The organism is uncultured Polaribacter sp. (genome assembly GCF_947500975.1).
In the GTDB taxonomy this organism is placed as follows: Bacteria; Bacteroidota; Bacteroidia; order Flavobacteriales; family Flavobacteriaceae; genus Polaribacter.
The window spans coordinates 1-826 of record NZ_CANMUE010000045.1 but is presented as its reverse complement, the minus strand read 5'-3'; the positions used below and the strand labels follow the sequence as shown (position 1 = coordinate 826).

Annotated in this window: 1 protein-coding gene; it reads left to right on the top strand. The window is 29.9% G+C overall.

Annotated elements, in window-relative coordinates; all coding sequences use genetic code 11:
• Nucleotides 1-650: hypothetical protein (locus tag Q0733_RS12955; RefSeq protein ID WP_298782758.1), on the top strand; the 650-nt coding region annotated here is incomplete at its 5' end.
• Between the last annotated feature and the right edge of the window lie 176 nt (nt 651-826).

The following is an 826-nucleotide window of genomic DNA, read 5'->3' as shown; positions in this document are numbered from 1 at the left end:
CTTTTTTTGTTTGCTTCAAATTTTCCTTCGGAAAATCCTCGCCCACAAAATCGCAACTTTTAATACACCAAAACGTTACCCAACATTTGAAAAAAATCGAACTTCAAGAAAAAATCCGAAAAGCGACATCAAGTTTGATTGATATGGCTAAAGATATGTGCTGGAATAAAATATCGGAAAATTATGAATATATAAAGTCGGAAATAGATGAAAGTATTGGGAAAAACTCTTTTGAAAGAGCTAAAATTAGGAAAAAAGTTAATGACAAAAAAACAGCAAAATCATTAAGCGAAATTGTATCGGAATTGAATGCAATTTATGAAAATCTGTACGACATAAATCTTCATATTTATAAATCATTGCCGAATAAAACGATAATTGAAATTAGATACTTTTTGAAAACTTCTCATACAGCTGAATTTTATCCAACAATAAAGAATAACTCACCAATGTTACATTGTAAAGTTGGAATTCCACCATACTTTTCGAAACATCCAAATTCGGCAGAAAAACAAAAAATTTTTGACGTAAATTGGGAATTAGGAGGAATTAGACACGAATTAAATAAATTTTGGTGGGAAATGAAATATTATATAGACCGAAACTTGAAAATAAGAAAAAAGAAAAAAACGTTGGGTAACACCGTATAAACTTTATTGCTGGTTTTAGCTCACTTGGGAAATTCCTTCGGAATTTCGCCGTTCGTGTTTTATTTACTAAATTCACTGCTTAAACCACGCAACAAAGCTTATACAACAACGTTGGTATTCATTCCGTGAAAAAATCAGAATCATACAAAAAAGTCGTTTAAAACAATGATTTTTTT